This is a genomic window from Sphingopyxis granuli NBRC 100800 (genome assembly GCF_001591045.1).
Classification (GTDB): domain Bacteria; phylum Pseudomonadota; class Alphaproteobacteria; order Sphingomonadales; family Sphingomonadaceae; genus Sphingopyxis; species Sphingopyxis granuli.
Genome location: NZ_BCUA01000008.1, coordinates 1 through 24,100, shown reverse-complemented (window position 1 = coordinate 24,100; position 24,100 = coordinate 1). Strand labels below are relative to the sequence as shown.

The window sequence follows — 24,100 nt, the reverse complement described above, 5'->3', positions numbered from 1 at the left end:
GAGCGCTTCACGAGAGGCGCCGCAGGAGGATGCATATGGCGACCGTCTCTATGGAGAGCGAAACCGCGCCTTTGGAGGGCACCGGACCGATGCCCGCCGCACCGAAGGAGAAGACGGTCGTCGACCGCATCTTCTATGGGATCGGATCGATTGCGTTCGGGGTCAAGGACACCGGCTTCACCGTATTGCTGATGATCTTCTACAATCAGGCGCTCGGCCTGCCGGCCGCGACCGTCGGGTTCGCGATCATGATTGCATTGGTTGTCGATGCGGTGGCCGATCCGTTCATCGGGCGGATGAGCGACGGCGTCCGCTCGCGCTGGGGGCGGCGGCACCCCTTCATGCTGGGCGCGGCCCTGCCGATCGCGATCAGCTATTATTTTCTGTGGAACCCGCCGGAGGGACTCGGGCCCGATGGCCTGTTCTGGTATCTGACATGGCTCGCGATCCTGATCCGCGTCTTCATTTCGGTCTACGAAATCCCGTCGAGCGCGCTCGTCGTCGATCTGGTCCGCGACTATGACAAGCGCACCGCCTTCATGAGTTGGCGATGGTTCTTCGGCTATGTCGGCGGGCTGGGGAGCAACATCCTCGCCTTCAGCTATTTCCTGCGCCCCGGCCCGGACGATCCCGGCGGCCAGCTGAACGTGCAGGGCTATGCCGATTACGGTCTCGTCGCCTCGCTCATCATGCTCGCCGCGATCGTCATCTCCTCGCTCGGCACCGCGCGGCACATCCCGAGCTTCGCGCCGCCGCCGCCGCGGCGTCCGTTCGTGCTGGCGCAGAGCGCGCGCGAAGTATGGGATACGCTGGTCAACAAGCCGTTCCTGCTGCTGGCGGTGGGGACCTTCTTCGCCTCGGCGTCGGCGGGTGTCGTTGCCGCGACGCTGACCTATTTCCGCATCTATTTCTGGGAACTGACCGGCGACCAGATTTCAGGCCTGATGATAGGCTATTTCGCGGCGCTGGTCACGGCGCTCTTCTTCGCGCCGTGGCTGGGGGCGAAGCTCGGCAAGAAGCGCGCGGCGATCATGCTGTCGATCGCCGCGATCATCTGCAGCCCGATCATGTATTTCAGCCGCCTGCTCGGCATCGCGCCGGAGAACGGCACCCAGATGCTCTATGTCGCGCTGTTCGTGATGGGTTTCATCAATACGACGATCGCGGTCAGCGCGGGCACGATGGGCTCGTCGATGTTCGCCGACGTGGTCGAATATGCCGCAGTGCGCACGGGCCGCGATTCCGCCGGGCTGATCTTTTCGGCCAACGCGTTTCTCCTGAAGGCGATGTCGGGGGTCGGCGTGTTCGGCGCCGGGCTGATCCTCTCCTTCGTCGCTTTTCCCGAAAGCGCGAAGCAAGGCGAGGTGCCGGCCGACGTCCTGACCATGCTGGCGCTGACCGAGCCGGCGGTGATCATGGCGCTGCAGATATGCGGCTTGCTCGCCATCATCGCCTTTCCCATCAATCGCGAGGTCCATGAGGCAAATCTCCGCAAGATCGCAATGCAGCAGGCCGATGAGTCTGAAATCGCCAGCGACCCATGATGTGACGCTGGCAGCGTCCTGAGCCAATCGGGAGAAACTAGCAGCGGTCGGCGCCTTTTCTCGGCAGGCGCCCGCGGACCTCGCTGCTCTTCATGGACTGCGGGCTATGGGAGCGAGCGGCGCATAGCCTGGCTGGCGATGCGGGGCCATACGGCGATTCTGCCCGAAAAGGCCGCGCCGCCGGATTGCATGGGCGTCCTGTGCGACGTCGTGGCGGATGGCGTTCAATCTGTGCGTGGCATCCCGCGGCGGAGGCCGAGGGCGGCAAGCAGATAATGCAATGCCGCCCACAGGCCGACTGCATAAGCGATCAGCACCCCCTGACGGGTGGCCAGTTCGACCGCAGCCCGGCAGGCACGGTCGGCGGCGCTTCCCGCTATCGGCCCAGCGCCGCCTGGACATGCCGCCTGGAACGCCCCCGCATCGATCGAGAATAGATGAACGAGCGCCGGCACGATGCCCTCGACTGCGGGATAGGCGTGATGGAAGGCGCCCAGATGGTCGATGAGCCACCCGGTCAGCGGGGGGCCGAAGCCGAGCGCGATCAGGTTGAGCACGAAGAAGAGCACTGCCGTCGCGGTCGCGCGCCGTTCCGGCGGAAAGGCGTTCTGCACCACGCCGTAGGTCGGACCCATATAGGTATAGGATAGGGCGCCGGGGAACAGCATCCACGCCGCCGCCGCCTGCCAACTGTCGGCGGTGTAGATCGCCACGATCAGCGGATAGGACAGCGCGATGCCGATTGCGGGCACCAACCCATACCATATGGTCGCGCCGCGCCGCGCGAGCCGGTCACTGACGAGCCCGCCCAGCAGGACCCCCGCGCCCTGGCTGGCTCCGCCGATCAGGCCGGTGATCAATCCGACCTGCGCATAGTCGAGCCCGAACGTCCGGCTCCAATAGGGCTGCACGAAGGCGCCGCCGCCATAGCCGGCGAAGCTGATCAGCGTGATCCCCATCATCATGTTGAAGAGTGTCCAGTTTCTGAACATCGCGCGGGCCACGCGACCCGTTTCGAGAACATCCTCGCGCAGCACATAGGGCTTGAGCGGGCCGGACGGTTCGGCTTCCATTGCCCCGCGCACGGGTTCGCGCACGAGGAACTTGATGACGAGGGCCAGCAGCACGCCGGGCAGCCCGAGCACGATGAAGGCCACCCGCCACGAATAATTCTGCGCCAGCCATCCGCCGCCGACGGCGCCGATCATCACGCCGATCGGAACGCCCAGCGAATAGATGGACAAGGCCGACGCGCGCTTCTCGGGCTCATAATAATCGCTGATCAGCGAATGCGCGGGCGGCGAAAGCCCCGCCTCCCCGACGCCGACGCCGAAGCGGCAGGCCGCGAGCATGGCATAGCTGGAGGCCATGCCGCAAAGCGCCGTGAAGCCCGACCAGATGAAGATCGCCGCCGAGATGATCTTGACCCGCGACGCGCGCTCGGCCAGCCGGGCCAGCGGAATCCCCAAGATCGTATAGAGGAGCGCGAAATAGAGCCCGCCGAGAAGCCCGAGCTGGGTATCGGTGATCTTGAGGTCGTCCTTGATCGCCTGGCCGATGGCCGCGACGATCGTGCGATCGACGAAATTGAGCGTATAGGCGGCAACGAGGAGCCAGAGCACGAGCCGCCGTTGCGAGTCCGCGGGCGAATGCATTGTGGCTGAAGTCATCGCGCGTGCGCTCCCGCTGCGGAGGTCGGCGCCTCCTTTCCCGCCGTTCATATTGCCTTCACCGCTGCATGCAAGGGGAACATGGATAAATTCTCAAAAAATGATAACCCAACCGAGAATTATCAAAATTTTATGGAGGATTTTGCATCCTTAGTTTCTTATATTTCATTATGCGGACAGCGATACGTAAAAATAAGAGCGTTAAACGCGGCGCTGGACAATATTGAGAAACGCAGTATGCAAGGGGGAGGCTATATGGGAGTGGATCATGGGAAATGTCTTGATTCCTGCGAGTCGCGCGATGCGCCGATCCGGTTCGGGCGCCGCGCTGGCCCTGACCCTTCTGATCGCTCCGGTCTCCGCGGCCGCGCATGACCGGCCGGCGTGCCCCGAAGGATTCGAACCGCAAGCGGGGCTGAACAAGGATTTCGAGTTCGAGGGCCAGAAGCGGGCCTTCATTGTCGTGCCGCCGGTCGGCGACACGGACAGGCCGGCGCCGGTGTGGGTGCCGATGTCGGGCACGGTGGAATCGGCCAACTGGAACCTCCATGTCCTGCGGAGCGGCAACAACGCGAAGCTGGCCGAGGCGGGTTTCATGGTCATTGCGCCGGTCCGTCAATGCGCCGAACAGGACCCCGACCTGGCAGCGGGGGCCTGCAACGGTCCGGGCAGCAACGGCTGGAACTGGAATCCCTGGAACGACGGACGGGCCGCGGGTCCGGAAGGCGACAAATGGCGGCAGGACGCCGGACCCGACGCCCGCTTCTTCAAGGCGATGGTCGGCTGCGTCGCGACCCGATGGAAACTGGACCGAAAGCGCTATTACATCGGCGGCATTTCGGCCGGCGGCACGATGACCAATCGCGCGCTGCTGTTCGATTCGCACTTCTGGGCGGGCGGGATGCCGATTTCGGGCGAATGGTATGTCGGGAACGACGACGGCTCTTCCCTGTCGTTCAACGACGCCCGCGCAGCGGTTGCGGCCGATCCGAAAAAGGTCTTTCAGGGCCGGGTCGGTCCGCATCCGCTGCCTGCGAGACTGGGGCCGGAAATCGTCATTACCGTCTGGGGTGGTGAGAAGGATCTCTGGGATTGCGGGGGAGCGATCGGCCTTTGCGCAGATTACCGTCCCAGCACGCAGGCCGCCTCGAACTATTTCAGCAGCCAGCCGAACGTGGTGCATGTCGCGTGCAGTTCGACGCACGGCCATATGTGGCCGCAGATCGGCACCGATGCGTTCAACCTGTGGGCGTTGCGGACGCTCGCTTCACACCCGAAGGGCAGCAGTCCCGAGAGCTTCAGGCTGACCCCGCCGCCGGACGGCTATGCCTGCAAAATCGGCCGTTTCGAGGATCATTATTGATGGCGTATCGGGTTGCGAACGATGCCGCTCGCGGCGAAACGCGTCGCGAATACAAATGGCTGCTTGGGGCTGCCGCCACGTTGCTGGCGGCCGCCTGTGCTCACGCCGCGGCGACGCCCTCCGAAGAGGCCGGCCCGCCACCCGCGCATGCGACGACGCCCGACGGCGCCGCCCTTTATCAGAGCCGCTGCGCGAGTTGCCACGACAATGCCACCGATCGCACGCCGACGCGCGAAGTGCTGTCGAAGAACCCGCCGAGCTTCATCCTGGCTTCGATGAAGTCGGGCGCAATGGTACCGATGGCGGCGGGACTTTCCGACGCTGAGATGATCGCGATCGCGCGGCATGTCAGCGAGGTCGACACAGGCCCCTTGGCCGATGTCGATCCCAAGGCGATCTGGGGCGACGGCGTCGAGGGAACACCGCTCGACGCGCCGCAATGCGCCACGCCGCCGCGCCCCCTTGACCTGGCGGCCGAGCATCAGTGGAACGGCTGGAGCGTCACGCTCGACAATGCGCACTATCAGCCGAAGCCGGGGCTCGCGGCAGCCGATGTTCCGAAGCTGAAGCTGAAATGGGCGTTCCAATATCCGGGCGCGAAGAACGGACAGGCGACGGTGATCGGCGACAGGCTGTTCACCACCAGCATGTCGGGCGCCGTCTATGCGCTCGATGCCAAGACGGGCTGCGTGTATTGGCGCCACGCCGCCGGAGCGGCGACCCGAACCAGCGTCGTCGCCGCAGAAATGCCGATAGGGTCGCAGGCGCGCACGGCGCTCTTCTATTCGGATTGGACCAAGAGCGCGGTCGCGATCGATGCCGACACCGGCAAGCAGCTCTGGAAAACCGTCATCGACGACCAGCCCGGCCTGCAGATGACGGGTTCGCTCGTCTATTGGGAGGGCAAGATCTTCGTGCCTATATCGTCGGGCAACGAAGCGTTCGCGCAATCGCCCGACTGGGTCTGCTGCAAGTTCCGCGGCGCCCTCGTCGCGCTCGATGCAGTGACGGGCCGTATCCTGTGGAAACGCTATACCACCGAGGCCGAACCCCGGCCGTTCAAGATCAACAGCGCGGGCAAAGAAATGTGGGGGCCGTCGGGCGGCGCCATCTGGGTCGCGCCGACGATCGATCCCGAGCGCCGCGCCGTCTATGTCGGCACGTCGAACAGCTATACCGACATGCCCTATGACAATGCGGATTCGGTGTTGGCCATCGACGTGGACAGCGGCGAGATCCGCTGGGCGCGCCAGCTTACGCCCAACGACAATTATATCGACGGCTGCTGGCGGACCGGACCGGACCGGCCGGCGAATTGCCCCGATCCGCTGGGACCCGACTTCTCGATCGGCGCCGCGGTGATCCTGCATGCGCTGCCGGACGGGACCGACATCCTGCTTGTCGGTCAGAAATCGGGCAAGGTCTTCGGCATCAGCCCGCTCGACGGTCGTATCGTCTGGGAACGGCAGTTGAGCGAGGGCAGCGCGCTTGGCGGTGTCGAATTCGGTCTCGCCGCCGACAAGGAGCGCGTCTATGCTGCGATTTCCGACATCGTTCTCGGACCGAAGGGCAAGCCCGGGCTGTGGGCGCTCGACCCCGCGACCGGCGCGGTCATCTGGAACAGCCCCAATTCGCCGACGCCGAAATGCCGCTGGACCAGCTTCTGGTGCCACGGCGCGATGTCGCAGGCGATCACGGTCATCCCCGGCATCGTCTTCGCGGGCGCCTATGACGGTCATTTCCGCGCTTATGACGCGGGAACGGGCAAGATCGTCTGGGACGTCGACACCGGCAGCGAACCGATCATGACGCTGAGCGGGCGAACCGCCTATGGCGGCGTCATGGACGGCGGGGGGCCGACGGTCGCGGGCGGAATGGTTTATGTCCATTCCGGCTATGCGGGTCGTTCGGGGGCAACCGGCGGTGCCAGCATGCGCAACGCCGATGGCAATGTCCTGATGGCCTTTTCCGTAGACGGCAAATGACGGGACGGCGAGCGGTTTCGGCGCGGTTCATCCGACCGATGCCAGCTTTGACATGCTGCATTTCTGAATAATGGAACGATATATGATGGCGACTTTCCTTATCCGCACGCTTTCGTTGGCAGCAGGGGGCGCTGCCATGCTGTGGATCGCTTCGGTGCCGGGACAGGCGGCACCCAAGGCGAAGCCCGCCGCGCCGCCCGCCTTTGCCCGTTGCGTGGCATGCCATGCCACGACGTCGGGTGCGGCGCACGGCGTCGGGCCCAATCTGTTCGGCGTCGCGGGCAAGAAGGCGGGCACGCGTCCGGGCTATGCCTATTCGCCGGCGCTCCAGAAGAGTGGCCGCGTCTGGACCCGTGCAGAGATGATTGCCTACATCGCCGATCCGGCGAAAACGGTGCCGGGGACGAAGATGATCAATCCATCCGTCGCCTCCGCCGCCGATCGCATGGCGATCGCCCAATATCTGGAAAAGCTCAAATGAGCGGGGCTAGCGCCGCGATGGCGGAATATATTGGGCGGGATTTCGGGACTTTTGCGGACTTCGTGGCGTTGCAGGCGGCGGAGCGCCCGGAGCATGTCGCGATCGTCTGTGACGATGCGCGGGCGACCTATGCCGAACTCGACGGGCTTGCCGATTGCGTGGCGGCCGGCCTGCAACGCGACGGCGTGCGCCGCGGCGGGGTGGTGGCGATCTGCGCGAGCAGCAGCATCGATTATGCCGCGGTGTTCATCGGAACCCTGCGCGCCGGCGCGGCGATTTCGCCGCTCGCCCCCTCGGCGACGCCGGCCCAGCTTGCGGCGATGCTCGACGATTGCGGCGCGAGCCACCTGTTCGCCGATGCCGCCGTGTCGGCGACGCTGGCGCCCGTGGAGCCCGGCCTGCGAGCCCGGCGCATCGCTTTGGAGGAGGGGGCGAAGGGCGAGGCGATCGCGGCCTGGCTACCCGAAGACGCATCGGCGTTGCAATCGGTCGAGATCGATCCCGACCTGCCCTTCAACATCATCTATTCCTCCGGGACGACGGGCACGCCGAAGGGGATCGTGCAGTCGCACCGCATGCGCTGGCCTCACAACAATCCGGCCGACCCGCCGGGATTCGGGCCGGACGCGGTGGCGCTCGTCTCGACCCCGCTCTATTCGAACACGACCCTCGTCCATTTCATTCCGGCGCTGGCGGGCGGCGGCACGGTCGTGCTGATGCCCAAATTCGACGCCAGGCGCTATCTGGAACTGGCCGAGCGCCATCGCGTCACCCATACGATGCTCGTCCCCGTCCAATATCGCCGCATCCTCGACGTTCCCGATTTCGACAAGTTCGACCTGTCGAGCTTCCAGCTCAAATTCGCGACATCGGCACCTTTCTCCGCCGAATTGAAGGCCGAGGTGCTGAAGCGCTGGCCGGGAGGGCTGATCGAATATTATGGCATGACCGAGGGCGGCGGGTCCTGCATGCTCGTAGCGCACGAGCATCCCGACAAGCTGGCCACCGTCGGCCAGCCGATGCCCGGACACGACATCCGCCTGATCGACGGGCAGGGCCGGCTCCTCGGCGCAGGCGAGGTCGGCGAGGTCGTGGGCCGATCGGGCGCGATGATGACCGGCTATTACAATCAACCCGCGAAGACCGCCGAGGCCGAATGGATCAGCCCCGAGGGCGAGCGCTTCATCCGCACCGGCGACCTGGCGATGGTCGACGCGGAAGGCTTCTTCACGCTGATCGGGCGCCGGAAGGACATGATCGTGTCGGGCGGGTTCAACATTTATCCGGTCGATCTCGAAGAGATATTGCGCGAGCATCCCGCCGTGGACGAAGCGGCCGTGATCGGCGCCGCATCGCGCCAGTGGGGCGAGACGCCCGTCGGCTTCGTCACGCTGGCCGCGGGCGCGACGGTCGGCGGCGGCGAATTGCGCGATTTCGCCAATGCGCGGCTGGGCAAGATGCAGCGGCTGGCCGATGTGCGCATCGTCGACGAACTGCCGCGCAGCGCGATCGGCAAGATATTGAAGCGCGAGCTTCAGGACCGCCTGGCGGACGAATCCGCGACTTATTGAGGGAGACGAATCATGGGGCAGCGCCTTGAAGGCAAGGTGGCGGTGATCACCGGCGGCACCAGCGGGATCGGCGAGGCGACGGTCGAATTGTTCGTCCAGGAGGGCGCGAGGGTCGTATTCACGGGCCGCAATGCCGACAAGGGACAGGAGATCGCGGCGCGGGTCGGGCCCTCAGCCCGCTTCGTCCAGGGCGACGTCACCAGGGAGGCCGACATCAAGGCGGCGATCGATTCCGCGCTTTCCGCCCACGGTCGCCTCGATTGCCTGTTCAACAATGCCGGCGGTCCCACCCCCGGCGCGATGGAAACGGTAACGGGCGACGAATTCCATCATGCGATGAACCTGCTGCTGGGCAGCGTCCTGTTCGGCATCAAACATGCCGCGCCGGTGATGAAGGCGCAGAAATCGGGCGCGATCATCAACAATGCCAGCGTCGCGGCGCTCCGAACCGATTACGGCGAATATCTCTATGGCCCCGCGAAGGCGGCCGTCCGGCACCTGACGAAGGTCGCGGGCATCGAGCTGGCGCCCTTCGGCGTGCGGGTCAACAGCATCGCGCCCGGCGGCATCGCGACGCCGATCTTCTTCGGCGGATCGGAAAGGGCGGCGGGAATGGAGGGCGAGCGGGTCGAGGCGACGATGGCCAAGCTTCAGCGCAACCTGGCGAATGCGACGCCGCTGCGCCGCGCGGGCCTGCCGCGCGACATCGCCTATGGCGCGCTCTATCTCGCCAGCGACGAGGGGGCTTTCGTCAACTGCCACGATCTGGTGATCGACGCCGGGATGACAGCCGCCGGAAAGACGCAATTCGGCGGGTGAGGGAAGCGCCGGCGGCGCCCGGACCGTGGCGACGGAATGGCATCGCCATTGGGGGCGGCGAAGTAATCCAGGGCGTTTTAAGCCTACTCTGGATTGCCGCGCGGCTTCGCCGCTTGCGGGTACGAGTCCGTCTGATGTCATTGGGGTATAGTCACCTGGAACTGAAGTTCGCCACATCGATTCCGTCATCCCGGGTCAAGCCCGGGGTGACAATGATGACAAGAACTTTGATTCCACCATATTAGCGCGCCGACGTCTCGCGATGGAGGCCGGCGTGGATGCGCGCACGGACCTCGGGAACGATGGCGCGCATTGGATGGCGGCCGTCCACCCAGCCGACGAACTGGCATATGTCGTAGCCGAGCAGTTTCTGCACCTCGTCGGGCAGCATGCGAACGAGCGCCGGATCGAGGCTGAGATACTGGTTTTCCTGCTGCCGGATCCAGCCGCGGCAGAAATTCAGCGAGACGCCGAAACGCGGTTCGCCTGTGCGGTTCGCGCCGCCGCCGTGCCACAGCTGGCCATCCCACAGCAGTACCGATCCGCGTGGCATCTCTACCGCGATCGACGCGGCGGCCGGGTCGACCGGGCCGGGCTTGCGGTGCGATCCGGGGACGATCCGCGTTCCGCCGTTCGCCTCGGTGAAGTCGGAGAGCGCCCACATCGTATTGACGACCAGCGGCGGATGCGGATTGACGGGGAAATAGGCATCGTCGCGGTGCAGCGCCTGCGGTGTCTCGTCGGGATGGATTTCCATCGTCGAAGCGATCGAAAGCTGGGCTTCGGGCCCCAGTATCGCGCGGACGAGACGGAGCAGGGCGGGGTTAAGGAGCAGCGGATCGAGCGCGCGCGTCCGGGCGAACAGATTGAACACCCGCTTCGTGCGAAAGCCCGTGAAGTCGTTGTCGCCAAAAGCCTCCGGTGCGTGGAGGGCCTGCATCGCCGCCAGCACCGTCCCGCATCCCGCGGCGTCGAGAAGCTCGGGAACGATGACATAGCCTTCGCGTGCGAGATGCTCCTCATGACAGGCCAGCTCGGCCGCGTCGGGGGTGCGGAACATCGCCCTATGCCCCGCTTGCCGCGGCCGCCCATGGGGCGGGCGCGCGCTCCTCCTCGCTCCGCCGGTCTTCTCCCCAGGTCGCGACCGGGGGATTGTCGCCGCGCAGCGTCGGCTCCAGCGCGCCGCGTATGAAGAAAGGCCAGCGGTCGCCAGAGAAGGAATAGAAGCGATCGTTGCGAACCGCGTCCAGTGTCGCCTCGGCGATCACGTCGGGCGAGAGGCCGGCGCCCTGGAAGGCCTCGCTGCCTTCCCGGAACGCGAGGTCGGCATATTCGCGATCGCTCCAGGGCCGATCCGCGTCGGGGCGGTTGCGCCAGCTCTGGTGAATCCGCGTCGCCACCATGCCCGGACAGACGATCGTGACGCCGACCCGCGTCTTCATTGCCCTCATTTCGCTGTAGAGCGACTGGCTTATCCCGAGCACCGCGGCCTTCGACGAGCAATAGGGCGCATGATCGCCATTGCCGAAAAAGGAAGCGAGCGAGCCGGTGTTGATGACATGCGCCTCCTCGCCATGGGCCATCATGGCGGGCAGGAAGGCCCGGATGCCATTGACGACGCCCCAGACGTTGACGTCCCACACCCAGCGCCAGTCGTCGGGACTCATCCGCCAGGTCGGGCCTGTAATCGAAACGCCGGCGTTGTTGAAGAGCAGATGCACCTTGCCGAACCGGTCGAAGGTGCGCGCGGCGAGCCGTTCGACCGACGCGGGGTCGGCGACGTCGGCGATCTCGCCGAAAGCGGCGATGCCGGCCTTGCGCAGACCCTCGACCGCGCTGTCGAGCGCGGTCGATTCTATGTCGGCGAGCATGATCCGGCAGCCGTTCCGGCCGAACAGGTGAGCGAAGGCGAGACCGATCCCGCTGGCCCCGCCGGTGATCACGGCGGTTCTGCCTTCAAATTCGCGCATTCGACCTCTCCCCGGCAACTCGACGCCAATGCTCTATCCCCGATGCCGGATATTGCAAACCTATTTTCTCAATATGATTCGATACCGTTACTAATTGCAGATAATATCCGCATATATTGCATTCCTAAAATCTCTATCGGCGTTTTTCCCGCGACGGCGGGCGAGGCGGGCCGGCTTGGGTCGGGACAATCACCGGGTTGGTGTCGGCCTGATGGGCGGCCCACAGTCGGCGGGGCTGGCATAACGCCGGATAAGAATAAAGGTATGTGCTTGTGGCGAAGGCATAATCGGGAGATTGTCTGCCTCTATTCCGCCCTAAAATCCAGATATTGACGGAGAGATCGAATCGGTTCAGAGTATTTTTGAGAAATATGGTGTGTCATCATCGGCACCCGATGAATGGGCAACAGGGGAGGATTTATGCGGTCGAAAGGATTTTTGCGCGCAGGCGGTGCATATTTTGCCATGATGCTGGCGGCGTCGCCGCTCGCCGGAATGGCGCAGGAGGCGCCGGAGGCGGGCGATCGGGCGGAGGATGCCGAGACCGCGCAGAGGAAGGATGTGGTCGAGGAACGCGCGATCGTCGTGTCGGGCAGCCGCTTCCAGAAACTTCTCGAATCGTCGCAGTCGAAGGCGGTCATCACCGCCGAACAGCGCAACCTCGCCGGTGTCGGGACCGCCCGCCAGTTGCTGGACATCCAGCCCGGATTCAATTTCACCGAGGATTTCGGCATCAACGTGCGCGGTGTCGGCCGCCAGACCGCGCAGACTCTGCTCGGCCAAGAGAATACCGTCATCCAATATGTCGACGGCTTCATCAACCTGGTGCCTTCGAATATCGCGGAAAGCACGCTGTTCGGCGGCAATGTCCAGTTCACGCGCGGTCCGGCCGGAACCACCTATGGGCGCAACGCGCTCGCCGGGGCGATCAACGTCCAGTCGCGCGCGCCGACGCCTGAATTCGTCGGTCAGGCGCAGGTCGGCATCGGTCGCGAAGGCGCCTATAATTACGGCATGAACATTTCGGGGCCGATCACCGACAACCTCGGTTTCCGTCTGGGGGCGCAGCGCTACATCACGCCAAGCATCATGAAGAATCTGGCGCCGGGTTCGCTGGGCCTGCAGGACGCGGGCTTCGCGGTCAAGAATCTCTATGTCGAACTGCAACTCGAGTGGCGGATCGGCGGGTTTCATATCCGCAACCGGTCGACGACCTTCCGCTATAGCAATCAGCCGGGTTATCCGACGATGACGAGCTATAACAGCGCGGGTCCCGTGTTCGGCGGCCTGTCGCCCAATCCGCAATATGGATATACGGGTCCGACGGCGACCGAGCCCTATCAGATCAACGTCGATACCGTCGGCTATGACCGGTTGCGGGACAATTTCCAGACGATCACCAACGCCGACCTCGATCTCGGCTTCGCGACGCTCTATTATGTCGGCGGCTACCAGACCTATGTCTCGACCGGAACGGCGGATCGCGACCTGACCTCGCGCTCCAGCTACGCGGCGGCGCCGACCGACCCCTTTGCCCCCGGCACGATCGTGCCGACCCAATATACGAGCAATTACGAGAATGATAACCACTTCTGGTCGCAGGAAGCGCGGCTGGAAAGCAAGCCGGGATCGCGGCTGAGCTGAATTCTCGGCGCCTATTATTTCAACCAGCATTTCAACGAGCATTATTGGGAAGCGATTCCCGGCGCCGACGACGTGCTGGTCGAGGGCGGCGGCGGCGGAATCATCCCCGGCGGCAACCCGCTCAAGGCCGAATTCGAGCAGCGCAACATATACGACATCCGTTCGACCGCCCTGTTCGGCAACGTCACCTACGACATCACCGACACGATCCGCTTCGACGGCGGCCTGCGGCATACGTGGGACGAAAAGGAAGCGCTGACCGACTTCCGCTATATTTATTACTACCCGCCTTTCTATGCGAGCGACGTCAGCCCCGCCGTGCATTCGGCGAACCCGTTCCGGCGCGATCGCGGCCTGTCGGGCCGGGCGGCGCTGGCGTGGCGGCCGTCGTCGGGCGACCAGCTCTATCTCAGCTATTCGCGCGGCTATCAGTCGTCCGCCTTCACGCTGGGGCAGGGGCTTCCGCCCTATAACATCTCCGATTCCCAGCATCTCGACGTCTATGAAATCGGCGGAAACTATACGGCGGGCGGGCTGCGGTTCGATGGGTCGATCTTCTATCAGAAGTTCCACGACATGCAGATTCCGATCAGTTCGGCCAACATCCTGCCGCCCGTCCCGCCGCGCACGGAGCCATCGTTGGGGCCAGTATTCTCCACCTTCACCAACGCCAGGCTCGCGGAAATCTACGGCGCCGAAATGCAGGTGACGTGGCGGCCGAACGTCCATTCCAACATCGTCGCGACCTATACCTATCTTCATCCGACCTTTAAGAGCTTCTGTCCTCCCGTCGTCGGTTCGACCAGCTGTGGCGTCATCGACATCACGCAGCCGCCTACGGTGGGCGACGACCCGGACAACCAGACGATCAACCCGCTCTATTTCCGCGACCTGTCGGGCAACGAAGTGCCGCGCACGCCGCGCAACAAGGCGTCGCTCTATGGCTATTATGGCTTCGACCTCGGTTCGTCCGGCTATCTCTATCCGGGCGGTTCGGTCACGTATCAGAGCGGCTATTATACCGACGCCTTCAACCGCAACCGCGTCGGCGGCCGCACCGTCGTCGGGCTGACGCTGACCTATCGTACCAGGGACGAGCGTCTCGATATCACGGGCACGGTCAGCAACCTGTTCCGCAAGATCTATTCGGACAATTCGATCATTCAGAACGTCGGCGGCACGGTCCAGCGCCTCAGCGGCTATTACGGTCCCGACCGTTATTGGACCGTCACGGGCCGCTATCGCTTCTGACCGCCGGGGATCGAGGCGAGGACATCCGACCCCGCAAGCGCGTTGCTTGCGGGGTCTTGTCGTTTGCGGATCGGCGGCTAGTGTGCGACCGGCGCAGCCCGGAGGGCGGCCGCCACCGCAATTCATCGAAGGCACCAGATTGAGCGACCACGGCATCTTGCATCTCGAGCCCCCCAGGGAGCGGACGCTTTCGAAGTTCGACCGGCGCAAGGCGGAGATATTGAATGCCGCGGCGGCCGTCATCAACCGGCTGGGGCTGAAGGATGCCACGCTGGCCGTCGTCGCGGCGGAGATCGGGCTGAACCTCAAGAGCCTGCGCTATTATTTCAAGCGCAAGGACGATCTGGCGGGCGCGGCGTTCCTCCATTCGATCGCGGTCCACCAGCAACTGGTCGAAGATGTCCTGCCTATCGACTCCTTCGAGGAGCGCATTGCGGCCTTCGTCGAAGGCTATTTCAGCCTCCAGGCCGAGATTCGCAGCGGCCGGCGGCCGGAGACCGTCCATTTCGGCGACCTGCGCGCGCTCGCCGACCCGCAGCGGCAGGCGGTGGGCAAGGCCTATGTCGAATTCTTTCGGACGACCTGCCGGCTGTTCCGGCCCGGCGACGCGCCCTGGACCGCGGACCAGCGGGCCGCCAATGCGCATTTCCTGATCTCGCAACTGCTGTGGTCGGTAGTCTGGATCGGCGGCTACATGCCCTCCGACTTCTCGCGCGTCGCGGGGCATCTCGGCAATATCCTGCTCAACGGGATCGCCGAGAAACCCGCCGACCTGCTGGCGAGCCATCGCGACATGCCCACGCCTTTCGAGGATTCCGAACGGCTGACCCAGGAATCCTTCCTGCGCGCCGCGACCGAACTCATCAACGACATCGGGTATCGAGGGGCGGCGGTCGATCGCATTTCGGAAAGCCTGCACGTTACCAAGGGGGCGTTCTACCACTATAACGACACGCGCGACGGTTTGGTCGTCGCCTGTTTCGAACGCACCTTCGATATCATCCGCCAAGCGCAGGACATCGCCATGGCCGGGGAAATGGACGGGCTGTCGCATGTCGCGGCCGCTACGGTCTCGCTGGTGTCGCGGCAGATGGACCCGAGCGGCATCCTGTTGCGCACATCGGCCCTGACCGCGGTCGGTCTCGACCTTCGCGAGGAGATGGCGCGTCGCCTGTCGTTGTCGACGCTGCGCTTTGCCGACATGCTCAACGACGGGCTGATCGACCGCTCGGTCCGCGTCTGCGACATGCGCATCGCGGCGGAAATGGTGACGGCGACGATCAACTCGGCCCAGGAACTGCAACGCTGGGTGCCGGCGGCCACGCGCGAGAATGCGGCCGACCTGTTCGTCCGACCGCTTCTCTACGGTTTCCGGAGTTCAGCCGGTGAAGAGGCCGACCGCCTATAGGTCGGCGAAACGCCGTCCGCTCGCCGCCAACTCGGCCAGCAGCGGCGCGGGCTTGTACCACGGATTGCCGGCGCCCAGCTCGTCGGCCTTGGCCTTGACGCGATCGAGCCCGACGCCGTCCGCCCAGCGCATCGGGCCGCCGGTATGCTGGGGCCAGTTGTAGCCGAACATCCAGACTATATCGATGTCGGAAGGCCGTTGCGCCATCCGCTCCTCCAGGATTTTCGCGCCTTCGTTGACGAGCGGGAACAGGCAGGTTTCGAGGATATCCCGATCCGAAGGAATGTCGCTATCCTCCTCGACATCGAGTGTTTCGCGGATCAGCGCGGCGACCTCGTCCGACGGAATCGCCCGGCGGTTCTCGTCATAATCATAATAGCCGGCGCCCGTCTTCTGCCCGCGCCGGTCGCGTTCGCACAGCGCATCGCGGAGCGGACTGTCGGTCCTGGCGCCCTTGCTCCACCCGATGTCCAGCCCGGCGAGGTCGCTCATCTCGAACGGCCCCATCTTGAAACCGAAATCCTTCAGCACCCGATCGACATCCCACGGCATCGCGCCGCGGCGCAGCAGTTCCTGCGACTGGATCTGCCGGGGATAGAGCATGCGGTTGCCGACGAAGCCGGGACAGACGCCGACCACGACCGCGATCTTCTGGATCAGCCGCGCCATCTCCAGCGACGTGGCGATGACGCTGTCGGACGTTGCCTTGCCGCGAACGATCTCCAGCAGCTTCATCACGTTGGCGGGCGAGAAGAAATGGAGGCCGATCACCGATTCGGGCCGGCTCGTCGCCGCCGCGATCTCGTCGACGTCGAGACCCGATGTGTTCGATGCGAGGATGGCTCCCGGCCTGGCGACCGAGTCGAGCCGCGCGAAGATGCTCTTCTTGAGTTCCATATCCTCGAACACGGCCTCGATGATCAGGTCGCAGTCGCCAAGATCGGCCATGTCGAGCGACGATTCGATCCGTGCCATCCGCATGTCGACCTCTTCGAGCGGGAAGCGTCCGCGGCTTGCGCTGCGCTCGTAATGGCCGCGCACGGTCGCGAGGCCGCGGTCGAGCACATCCTGCCGCGCCTCGACGATATGCACGGGGATGCCGACATTGGCGAAGTTCATCGCAATGCCGCCGCCCATCGTGCCGGCCCCGACTATGCCCACCTTGGCGATCGGCAGGAGGGGGGTATCCGCGGGCACGTCGTCGACGACCCGCGCGCTGCGCAGCGCTTCGTCGATATAGGCCGCGATGTCGTCGTTGGTGCTCATGATATCATCCTCGGGAATCAAAGATATTTGTCGAACCAGCCCAGGGCCAGATCGGTCGATGGGTCGAAATATTGGTCGTAAACGTCATAATGTTTGCACGGGTAGGTGTGATATTCGGCCGGCGCATTCTGCCGGATCATCATATAGGCGGCGAAGCCGTGCTCGAGCCGGTTGTTGAGTTCCTCATATTCGGCGTCGATGATCAGCGTCGGGACGCTCACTCTCGCCGCGGCCTGCAACTGTGAATGCTCGGCCATGCGAGCGACGTCGGGCGTGCCCTTCAGGCCCTCGACGCCATCGACCCCGTTCTGCGGAACAATCGTGTCGATCAGCCCGCGCGCCTTGTCGGCGGCGCGGCCGCGCGCCCATTCGCGATGCTCGGGCGGAAAGCCGAAACCGCCGATCTGGGCCACCGCGACCTTGATGCGATCATCGTGGCCCGCGGTGAAGACCGCATGGCCGCCACCATAGCTGGTGCCCCAGATACCGATCCGGCCCGCATCGACGCCCGGTTCGCTCGCCAGATAGGCAAGGCAGTTGCGAATATCGGTCGTCTGGTCGACGGGGTCGACGATTTCGCGCAACACGCGCACGTTCAGCATGCGCTCGCCCGCCTCGTGCAGCGGCGGCACATCGCGGGCCGCGATCACCCGGCCGTCGGATTCGCCCCAGCCGCGGTAATCGAAGGTCATGGCGGCATAGCCGGCCTCGGCGAATTTCCCGGCGTAGCGCGCGAGATGATCCTTCAGCCCGCCCCATCCGTGGCAGAGGAGAATGGCCGGGAAGTCATTCGGAGACGGTCGTTCGGGCATGAAGATTTCGGCGGCGAGGCGAGTGCCCTCGCTGAACAGTTCGACCGGCCTTCGCGTGCAAGCCACCATCTTGCCTCCCCCTCGTTTCCGGCATGTGTCGCGCGCGGGCGCCAAAGCCTTCTATAACTCTCAATGTCGGTGCTATTGACATTATGTGTCGTGCATTGCAACCATACTTATATTCTTAATTTACCATTCGCAGGAGTTTTCATGAGGGAAGCTGTCATCGTCGCAACCGCGCGCACCCCGATCGGCAGGGCCTATCGTGGATCGTTCAACGACACCCAGGGCCAGGCGCTGGCCGGCCACGCGATCGGCGCAGCGGTCGCGCGCGCGGGGATCGATCCGGGCGAGGTCGAGGATGTCGTGATGGGCTGCGCGCTTCAGCAAGGGTCCACCGGTTTCAACGTGGCGCGGCAGGGCGCGCTCTGGGCGGGGTTGCCGCAGTCGGTGCCGGGCACGACCCTGGATCGGCAATGCGGCTCGGGCCTGATGGCGATCGCCGCCGCGGCTAATCGCATCCAGACCGGCGAGCAGGCGATCGCCGTCGCCGGCGGCGTCGAATCGATCAGTCTCGTCCAGACCAGCCACATGAACGGTTATCGTGCCGGCGACCCCAAGCTGATTGCCGAGGTGCCGCAACTCTATATGGCGATGCTCGAAACGGCGGAGATCGTCGCCGATCGCTATAACATCAGCCGCGAGGCGCAAGACGAATATGCGCTTCAATCGCAGCAGCGAACCGCGGAGGCACAGCGTGCCGGCCGTTTCGATGCGGAGATCATACCGGTCGCCACGACCATGACGGTCACCGACAAGGCGACCGGCGAAACCTCGCGCAAAGAGGTGACGCTGCATCGTGATGAAGGCAACCGGCCGGAGACGCGGATCGAGGATCTGGCGCGGCTGCAACCCGTTCACAAGAATGGTCAGCGGATCGAGGAAGGCCGTTTCATCACCGCGGGCAACGCCTCGCAGCTTTCCGACGGCGCCGCCGCCGTGGTGGTGATGGAAGCGGGAGAGGCGCAGCGGCGCGGACTGACGCAGCTGGGCGCCTATCGCGGGCTGGCGGTCGCCGGCTGCGGGCCGGAGGAGATGGGCATCGGCCCCGTCTTCGCGATTCCGAAACTGCTGGAAAAGCACGGCCTGTCGATCGACGACATCGGCATGTGGGAACTGAACGAAGCCTTTGCGAGCCAGGTGCTCTATTGCCGCGATCATCTCGGAATTCCGAACGACAGGCTCAATGTGTCGGGCGGTGCGATCTCGATCGGCCATCCCTATGGCATGTCGGGCGCGCGGATGACGGGGCATGTGATGCACGAAGGCAAGCGGCGCGGCATCAAATATGGTGTCGTCACCATGTGCATGGGCGGCGGCATGGGCGGCGCCGGCCTGTTCGAGATTTTCTGACCGCGGTGCGGGGAGGAGCGCTCCGCCGCTTCTCCCGCTCGCGCCCTTGGAATCATCCGCCTTATCGCGAAATATCGCCGCTCATATTCTCCGAAGGTTCCGATCGACGGCGCCGCCAGCGCACCGCCGGAGGGCGGCAAACAGGCGCGAATCGAAGTTCTGCCGCCAAGAGCGCCTCCATAGGCGATTGAATATAATCGAGGAAAATTGGTCGGGACGAGAGGATTCGAACCTCCGACCCCCACACCCCCAGTGTGATGCGCTACCAGGCTGCGCTACGTCCCGACCGGCCCGATTGGGCAGGCGAGGCCCCTAGCGCGGCTTGGCCGGCGATGCAAGGCTCTCCTGAGGAGAGCCGGAGGCGATATGCGACGGACGGATAGCGGCTCTTGATCGGCGCTGTCCGGTCCCCATCTTGCCGCGGCCTGTCGCGGGGAGGGCTCAAGCCGCCGGTTGCGCGCGCCGCCCCTGCGTGATAGGCGCCGCGCCATATTTCTATGCGCCGGCCCTTCCTGCGGGCGGCGGCGCTTTCGAACGGAAAGTTTTCATCCATGTCGACGACATTGCTTCTGACCCAGGCGGCCGGATCGGGGGGCGGGGCCGCCAGCCTGCTGATGCTGGCGCCCTATGTCCTGATCTTCGTTGTGTTCTGGTTCTTCCTGATCCGCCCGCAGCAGGTGCGGATGAAGGAACATCGCGCCAAGATCGCGGCGGTGAAGCCGCGCGACCAGGTCGTTACCGGCGGCGGCATCGTCGGCAAGGTGACGCGCGTCGACGATGATTTCGCCGATGTCGAAATCGCGCAGGGCGTGAAGATCAAGGTCGTCAAATCGACCCTGTCGGACGTTCTCCAGCCCGGCGGCAAGCCCGCCAACGACTGATGCGGCGGCGGCGACCGCCGCTTCCGCCCAGACCAACGGAATCCCAGTCATGCTCGATTTCCCGCGCTGGAAGACCCTCGGCATCAGCCTCATCCTGCTGGCCGGCATCCTCTTTTCCATTCCCAGCTTCCTGCCGACGAAGGCGTTCGAAAGCCTTCCCGGCTTTGCCCAGATCAAGGTCAACCTGGGCCTCGACCTTGCGGGCGGCAGCCACCTTCTGCTCGAGGCCGACGTTGCCGACCTGCAGAAGACGCAGCTGGCCAACATGGAAAAGACGGTGCGTACCGCGATGCGCGGCGAACGCGGGGCCGACGACGACATCGCGATCGGCGAACTGTCGAATGCGGGCGGCAAGATCAGTTTCCTCGTCCGCGACCAGACGAAGCTCGATGCCGCGCGCGAGCGGCTGTTTGCCGAGACGCAGGGCGCCGGGCTGACCGGCCAGCGCGACTGGAACATCGACGTCGTCGACACGACGCGCATCGTGCTGACCCCGACCCGCGCCGGGCAGGCGCAGGCGGTCAGCCGTGCGATGGATACCGCGCGCGACATCATCGACCGCCGCGTCAACGCGCTCGGCACGCGCGAACCGACGATCATCCGCCAGGGCAGCGACCGGATCGTCGTCCAGGTGCCGGGGCTTCAGGACCCGAAGGCGCTGAAGGACCTGATCGGCAAGACCGCGCGGCTCGAATTCCGCATGGTCGACGCCAACGCCGACCCGAACGAGGCGATGCAGGGCCGCGTGCCGGTCGGCAGCGAGATCGTGCCCTATGCCAAGGGCGAAGGCGGCGGGGCGCCGTTCGAGGTGCTGAGCCGGCAGGTGATGATCAGCGGCGAGCAGCTCATCGACGCGCGGCAAAGCTATGATCCGCAGTCGAACCAGCCGGTGGTGACGATCCGGTTCGACGCCGCGGGCTCGAGCACTTTCGCGCGCGTCACCGCGCAGAATGTCGGCAAGCGCTTCGCGATGGTGCTCGACGGCCAGGTGCTATCAGCGCCGTCGATCAACGAACCGATCCTGGGCGGCAGCGCACAGATTTCGGGCAGCTTCTCGGTCGCCAGCGCCAACGCGCTCGCCATCTCGCTGCGCTCGGGCGCGCTGCCGGTGAAGATGACGGTGGTCGAGGAACGGACGGTGACCCCCGAACTCGGCGCCGATTCGATCGAGAAGGGCGTGATCGCCGGGATCATCGCGACCGTCGCGGTGCTGGTGCTGATGCTCGTCGTCTATGGCCGCTTCGGCGTCTATGCGAACATCGCGCTGATCTTCAACGTCTTCCTGATTATCGCGACCATGGCGGCGTTCAACGCGACGCTGACCCTGCCAGGCATCGCGGGCTTCGTGCTGACCATCGGTGCCGCGGTCGATGCGAACGTGCTGATCAACGAGCGGCTTCGCGAGGAGCTGAAACGCGGACGCCGGCCGTTCCAGGCGGTGGAGCTGGGCTATACCGAGGCGAGCCGCGCGATCTTCGACGCCAACGTCACCAACGTCATCGCGGCGGCGCTGATGTTCTGGTTCGGGTCGGGCCCGATCAAGGGGTTCGCGGTGGTGCTGACCATCGGTATCGTGACCAGCGTCTTCACCGCCGTCACCGTCACGCGCATGTTCGTCGCGCACTGGCTTCGCGCCAAGCGCCCGACGGCGATCCATATCTGAGGGAGCTGAACGATGCGCCTGCTGAAACTCGTCCCCGACGATACGAACATCGACTTTCTGCGCTGGCGGAAGGTCGCCTCGACCATGAGCTTCCTGCTCGTCGTCCTCTCGATCGCGCTCGTCGCGGTGCGCGGGTTGAACCTGGGCGTCGATTTCGTCGGCGGGCAGTCGGTCCGCGTCGATTTCGTGGGCACGATGCCGCCGATCGAGGAGATCCGGAGCGAGGTGGACAAGATCGGACTCGGCGAACCGACGATCCAGCAGTTCGGTTCGGACAGCGCGGTGTCGATCCGCACGGGATTGCCCGAAGGCGACAAGGAAAGCGCCGATCGTGCCGGCGAGCAATTGGTCGCCGGGATTCACAAGGCTTTCCCCAACGCGAAAACGGGCGCGGTCGAAACCGTTTCGGGCAAGGTATCGGACGAATTGCTGCGAACCGGCGCGATCAGTCTCGCGCTCGCGGTGCTGGGCATCTCCATCTACATCTGGATCCGCTTCGAATGGCAGTTCGGCGTCGGGGCGCTCGGCCGCCTGTTCCACGAGGTGTCGCTGACATTCGGCTTCTTTGCGGTGACGCAGTTGCAGTTCGATCTCAACAGCGTCGCGGCGCTGCTGACGATCGTCGGCTATTCGCTCAACGACACGATCGTCGTCTATGACCGGATTCGCGAGAATCTGAAGAAATACCGCAAGATGGAGATCATTCCGCTGCTCAACCTCAGCATCAACGAGACCTTGTCGCGCACGGTGATGACCAGCGTCGCGATGTTCCTGGCGCTGGGCGTGCTGCTTATCTTCGGGCCGGACGTGATCTTCGGCTTCACCGCCGCGATGCTGCTCGGCGTGTTCGTCGGCACCTATTCGTCGGTGCTGATGTCGACGCCGGTGCTGGTCTGGCTGAAGGTCGGCCCGCACAGCTTCGTGCCGCGCACCTCGGCCGCGACCAGCGGCGCCGAGCGTGTCGCGCGCTCGGACGACGGCGCGGTGGTCTGACGCCCCGGCGGGGCCTATCGCCCCGCGCAGCGGCGCAGATGGTCGGCGAGTTCGCGGCCGTTGCGGTCCCAGTCGAAGCGGCCGGCTAGGCTGGCCGCGACTTCCGCTTTCCCGGGCGGCGCCGCGAGGATCGCGCGCACCGCCGCGGCGATGGCGTCGGGCGTGCGCTCCACGATGCGCCCGGCCATCGGTGAGGTGACGAGCTCGGCCGCGCCGCCCGCGTCGCTGATCACGATCGGCGTGCCGCAGGCGAGCGCCTCGACCCAGGCATTGGCCAGCCCTTCGCTGACCGACGGCATCACCACCGTATCGGCGGCGCGGTAGAGCGTCGGCAGGTCGGCGTTGGCGACCGGACCCATCATGTGGACCCGCCCGGCGACGCCGAGCCGCTCGGCGAGCGCGCGATAGCGGCCTTCCTCTTCCCCCGCGCCGGCAAGCCAATAGTGCACGCCGGGCAGCATGGGCAGCGCCTCGATCACCAGTGCCTGGCCCTTGCGTGGGATCAGCGCGCCGACGGTGGCGATGACGGGATCGGTCCCGATGCCGAGCGCCGCGCGCGCGGCGGCGCGGTCGCCGGGGCGGAAGCGCTCGCCGTCGATGCCGGTGTAATGGATCGCGACCTTGCCGGGATCGATCCCGATCGCCGCCATGTCGCGGCGCATCGATTCGGAGACGGCGAGCAGCCCGGCGGCCCCGTCGGCGGCGGCGAGCAACTGGGCCTTCGTCGCCGCGGCATGGCCGAAATGGCTGATGTCGGCGCCGCGCGCCTTGACCGAGAAGGGCAGGTCGAGCGCCGCCGCGACCCGCATCGCGGCGGGGCCGTCGGGATAGAAGAATTGTGCGTCGACGACGTCGAACGCCGCGCCGCGCACCGCCGACAGCACCGCGCGCGCGACCAGCGCGGGGTTGAAGCGCGCGCCATGGCGCGGGATCAGCGGGAAGCGCGGACGATGCACGGCAAGACCGTTCCACGTCTCGGTTCGCGGCAGGCTGCGCAGCGCGCGATAGCGCGGGTGGAGCGACAGCGGGAAGGGCGGCAGGCCGACCGGCGCGACGACGGTCAGGGCGATGCCCGGCTGCTGCGCCAGCGCGCGCAGGCTCCTTTCGACGAACAGCCCGAAGTTCGGCCGCGCCGCGTCGGGAAACAGCGTGGCGATCGAGAGGATGCGGAGCGTCACGGCGACGGATAGACGGAATGCGTCATTGCGAGGAGCCGAAGGCGACGCGGCAATCCAGAGCTTGCGCGAACCGCCCTAGATCGCTTCCCCCGGATCGGGTCGGCGTACATAGCCTTCAGGCAAGTAAGGGCCTGTGCCCCGGCGAAAGCCGGGGGCCACACGGGGCAGCGCTGTGCCATCTGGACCCC

20 protein-coding genes and 1 tRNA gene are annotated in these 24,100 nt (G+C 65.2%); 14 read left to right on the top strand and 7 right to left on the bottom strand.

Translation table 11 applies throughout. The features are described from left to right. Positions 1-35: 35 nt before the first annotated feature. Complete coding sequence (locus SGR02S_RS03560; RefSeq protein ID WP_169799629.1) at positions 36-1,544, top strand: MFS transporter; 1,509 nt, start codon at positions 36-38, stop codon at positions 1,542-1,544. A 224-nt stretch (positions 1,545-1,768) separates the two neighbouring features. Here the strand turns inward: SGR02S_RS03560 and SGR02S_RS03555 are convergent, their stop codons facing one another. Continuing rightward, positions 1,769-3,166 carry a spinster family MFS transporter gene (locus SGR02S_RS03555; RefSeq protein ID WP_212597385.1) on the bottom strand — a complete coding sequence of 466 codons (1,398 nt, stop codon included), beginning with the start codon at positions 3,164-3,166 and terminating at the stop codon, positions 1,769-1,771. Between the two features lie 129 nt (positions 3,167-3,295). On the opposite strand from SGR02S_RS03555, the gene SGR02S_RS20200 reads away from it, so the two are divergent. The 6 genes from SGR02S_RS20200 to SGR02S_RS03530 all read left to right on the top strand — a co-directional run bounded on the left by SGR02S_RS20200 (position 3,296) and on the right by SGR02S_RS03530 (position 9,433). Beyond that, on the top strand, positions 3,296-3,589 hold the full coding sequence (locus SGR02S_RS20200; protein WP_169799628.1) for a hypothetical protein: 294 nt from the start codon (positions 3,296-3,298) through the stop codon (positions 3,587-3,589). Continuing rightward, positions 3,516-4,577 carry an alpha/beta hydrolase family protein gene (locus SGR02S_RS20660; protein WP_067105740.1) on the top strand — a complete coding sequence of 354 codons (1,062 nt, stop codon included), beginning with the start codon at positions 3,516-3,518 and terminating at the stop codon, positions 4,575-4,577. The genes SGR02S_RS20200 and SGR02S_RS20660 overlap by 74 nt, the downstream gene beginning before the upstream one ends. After that, positions 4,577-6,562 (top strand): outer membrane protein assembly factor BamB family protein, encoded by a 1,986-nt coding sequence (locus tag SGR02S_RS03545; protein WP_067105738.1) that lies wholly within the window; start codon positions 4,577-4,579, stop codon positions 6,560-6,562. Before SGR02S_RS20660 ends, SGR02S_RS03545 begins: the two co-directional genes overlap by 1 nt. Before the next feature lie 82 nt (positions 6,563-6,644). After that, positions 6,645-7,043 carry a c-type cytochrome gene (locus SGR02S_RS03540; RefSeq protein ID WP_169799627.1) on the top strand — a complete coding sequence of 133 codons (399 nt, stop codon included), beginning with the start codon at positions 6,645-6,647 and terminating at the stop codon, positions 7,041-7,043. Next, complete coding sequence (locus SGR02S_RS03535; protein ID WP_067105736.1) at positions 7,040-8,614, top strand: class I adenylate-forming enzyme family protein; 1,575 nt, start codon at positions 7,040-7,042, stop codon at positions 8,612-8,614. Before SGR02S_RS03540 ends, SGR02S_RS03535 begins: the two co-directional genes overlap by 4 nt. Before the next feature lie 12 nt (positions 8,615-8,626). Further along, on the top strand, positions 8,627-9,433 hold the full coding sequence (locus tag SGR02S_RS03530) for an SDR family NAD(P)-dependent oxidoreductase (protein WP_067105734.1): 807 nt from the start codon (positions 8,627-8,629) through the stop codon (positions 9,431-9,433). Between the two features lie 241 nt (positions 9,434-9,674). On the opposite strand, the gene SGR02S_RS03525 is transcribed toward SGR02S_RS03530, so the two are convergent. Beyond that, a complete protein-coding gene (locus tag SGR02S_RS03525) occupies positions 9,675-10,493 on the bottom strand; it encodes a phytanoyl-CoA dioxygenase family protein (RefSeq protein WP_067105732.1) in 819 nt (272 codons plus the stop codon). A 4-nt stretch (positions 10,494-10,497) separates the two neighbouring features. Further along, entirely contained in the window at positions 10,498-11,403 is a 906-nt protein-coding gene (locus SGR02S_RS03520; RefSeq protein WP_067105730.1) for an SDR family NAD(P)-dependent oxidoreductase, read from the bottom strand. Between the two features lie 465 nt (positions 11,404-11,868). Here SGR02S_RS03520 and SGR02S_RS03515 point away from each other — a divergent pair, with 465 nt between their 5' ends. From SGR02S_RS03515 to SGR02S_RS03505, 3 genes are all read left to right on the top strand, one after another. Beyond that, on the top strand, positions 11,869-13,047 hold the full coding sequence (locus SGR02S_RS03515; protein ID WP_067105728.1) for a TonB-dependent receptor plug domain-containing protein: 1,179 nt from the start codon (positions 11,869-11,871) through the stop codon (positions 13,045-13,047). A gap of 72 nt (positions 13,048-13,119) precedes the next feature. Next, positions 13,120-14,298 carry a TonB-dependent receptor domain-containing protein gene (locus SGR02S_RS03510; protein WP_067105726.1) on the top strand — a complete coding sequence of 393 codons (1,179 nt, stop codon included), beginning with the start codon at positions 13,120-13,122 and terminating at the stop codon, positions 14,296-14,298. 157 nt (positions 14,299-14,455) lie between these two features. Beyond that, positions 14,456-15,706: a TetR/AcrR family transcriptional regulator gene (locus SGR02S_RS03505; protein ID WP_156482954.1), complete on the top strand. Its 1,251-nt coding sequence runs from the start codon at positions 14,456-14,458 to the stop codon at positions 15,704-15,706. On the opposite strand, the gene SGR02S_RS03500 is transcribed toward SGR02S_RS03505, so the two are convergent. Then, on the bottom strand, positions 15,701-16,972 hold the full coding sequence (locus SGR02S_RS03500; protein ID WP_067105822.1) for a 3-hydroxyacyl-CoA dehydrogenase: 1,272 nt from the start codon (positions 16,970-16,972) through the stop codon (positions 15,701-15,703). The genes SGR02S_RS03505 and SGR02S_RS03500 overlap by 6 nt on opposite strands. Positions 16,973-16,989: 17 nt before the next feature. Next, positions 16,990-17,853 carry an alpha/beta hydrolase gene (locus SGR02S_RS03495; protein ID WP_067105721.1) on the bottom strand — a complete coding sequence of 288 codons (864 nt, stop codon included), beginning with the start codon at positions 17,851-17,853 and terminating at the stop codon, positions 16,990-16,992. Positions 17,854-17,994: 141 nt separating this feature from the next. On the opposite strand from SGR02S_RS03495, the gene SGR02S_RS03490 reads away from it, so the two are divergent. Next, complete coding sequence (locus SGR02S_RS03490) at positions 17,995-19,197, top strand: acetyl-CoA C-acyltransferase (protein ID WP_067105719.1); 1,203 nt, start codon at positions 17,995-17,997, stop codon at positions 19,195-19,197. 208 nt (positions 19,198-19,405) lie between these two features. Here SGR02S_RS03490 and SGR02S_RS03485 read toward each other — a convergent pair. After that, positions 19,406-19,482 (bottom strand) — tRNA-Pro (locus SGR02S_RS03485). Between the two features lie 266 nt (positions 19,483-19,748). Between SGR02S_RS03485 and yajC the strand changes: the two genes are divergently transcribed. From yajC to secF, 3 genes are read left to right on the top strand one after another with little or no spacing between them, the layout of a single operon-like run. Next, positions 19,749-20,078, top strand: coding sequence for a preprotein translocase subunit YajC (gene yajC / locus SGR02S_RS03480; RefSeq protein WP_067105717.1), 330 nt, complete (start codon positions 19,749-19,751; stop codon positions 20,076-20,078). A 49-nt stretch (positions 20,079-20,127) separates the two neighbouring features. Continuing rightward, on the top strand, positions 20,128-21,741 hold the full coding sequence (gene secD, locus SGR02S_RS03475) for a protein translocase subunit SecD (RefSeq protein ID WP_067105715.1): 1,614 nt from the start codon (positions 20,128-20,130) through the stop codon (positions 21,739-21,741). A gap of 12 nt (positions 21,742-21,753) precedes the next feature. Further along, complete coding sequence (gene secF / locus SGR02S_RS03470; protein WP_067105713.1) at positions 21,754-22,734, top strand: protein translocase subunit SecF; 981 nt, start codon at positions 21,754-21,756, stop codon at positions 22,732-22,734. Positions 22,735-22,748: 14 nt separating this feature from the next. Here the strand turns inward: secF and SGR02S_RS03465 are convergent, their stop codons facing one another. Continuing rightward, on the bottom strand, positions 22,749-23,912 hold the full coding sequence (locus SGR02S_RS03465) for a glycosyltransferase (protein WP_067105711.1): 1,164 nt from the start codon (positions 23,910-23,912) through the stop codon (positions 22,749-22,751). Positions 23,913-24,100: the final 188 nt, after the last annotated feature.